General features: G+C 37.1%; 2 protein-coding genes and 1 pseudogene. All 3 read left to right on the top strand.

Annotation, left to right across the window (positions count from 1 at the left end; genetic code table 11):
- On the top strand, positions 1-538 hold a 538-nt coding region (locus ISU02_RS23705; RefSeq protein WP_194704348.1), incomplete at its 5' end, for a transposase.
- A complete protein-coding gene (locus tag ISU02_RS23700; protein ID WP_194704347.1) occupies positions 535-921 on the top strand; it encodes a hypothetical protein in 387 nt (128 codons plus the stop codon). The genes ISU02_RS23705 and ISU02_RS23700, both read left to right, overlap by 4 nt.
- Positions 860-1,084: pseudogene (locus ISU02_RS23790) on the top strand (ISNCY family transposase); the annotation flags it as partial. The gene ISU02_RS23700 and the pseudogene ISU02_RS23790, both read left to right, overlap by 62 nt.

Below are 1,084 nucleotides of genomic sequence, written 5' to 3'. Positions count from 1 at the left end.
GTTTTTACCGAAAACCCTTTTTGAATTAACACCGGAACTTGCTGAAATTGATCGACTTCTACAAAATCCTGTTTTTGAAGAACCGATTGTAAATAAATTCAATACTATGCTTGGAAGACCAACCGTTCCGGTCCGAGTATTCATACGCATGATGGTTTTGAAGTTTTATCTTTGCATCAGCTTTGAAGATTTGTCTGTTGTTGTAACCAAGACACCCATGTATAAACGATTTTGTCATATCCCGATGGATCTTGAAGCGCCAACAGATACTGCTATGATGAAAATCACTAAAAAATATGGAGATGAAATCATTGAGCAGCTTAACGAAAACTTTATTCTGGAGCTTAGAAAAAACAAAGTCATCAAGGGTAGAAAAGTGCGTATAGATTCAACTGTTATAGAATCAAACATTGCATACCCAACCGATGCAGAACTTCTTTTCAAAGGCGTTCAAAAACTTGAAAATCAAATGACTGCAGTAAGAGAGCAATGTGGTCACAAAGTTCGCAAATCAACTAAAAAAAAACGAAAAAGATGAAAGAAAAGCTTTTGAACATCAACAAAATCGTTAGACGCAGAACTAACGAAACAATCCAAGAAGTTAGAAGTATTACAGGTACAATGGCAGAGATGGCAAAGGATACCCTCGCACAAGCAAACAAAGTATTGAAAACTCTATTACCAGAATCCAAGAAGGATGAAATGCTAAAGCTAAATTTACTTGAAACAATTCAAGCAGTGGAAACTGTCATTGAACAAACTGAACTTGTAAATGCAGGAGGCAAACCTGAAAACAGGATTGTCAGTATTGCAGATACCGATGCAAGGCCTATTTCTAAAGGTAAACTGGGCAAGCGTGTTGAATGTTCTTCAATTAGAGGAAATAGCAGAAGGTCTTATCACTGGCTACAGCGTTCATAAAGGAAATCCATCAGACAAAGTACTTCTTGTTGATACCATAAAGCATCACAAAGAAATTTTCGGAAAAGCCCCTACAGAAGTTGCAACGGATCGTGGTTACTATTCTTCGTCAAATGAGATGGAACTCACTAAACTTGGTGTAAAGCATCTCAGTATCCCTAAG

The sequence above is a fragment of the Fusibacter ferrireducens genome, assembly GCF_015352425.1.
Taxonomy (GTDB): Bacteria; Bacillota; Clostridia; order Peptostreptococcales; family Acidaminobacteraceae; genus Fusibacter_A; species Fusibacter_A ferrireducens.
This window is presented reverse-complemented; position numbering and strand designations above follow the sequence as displayed.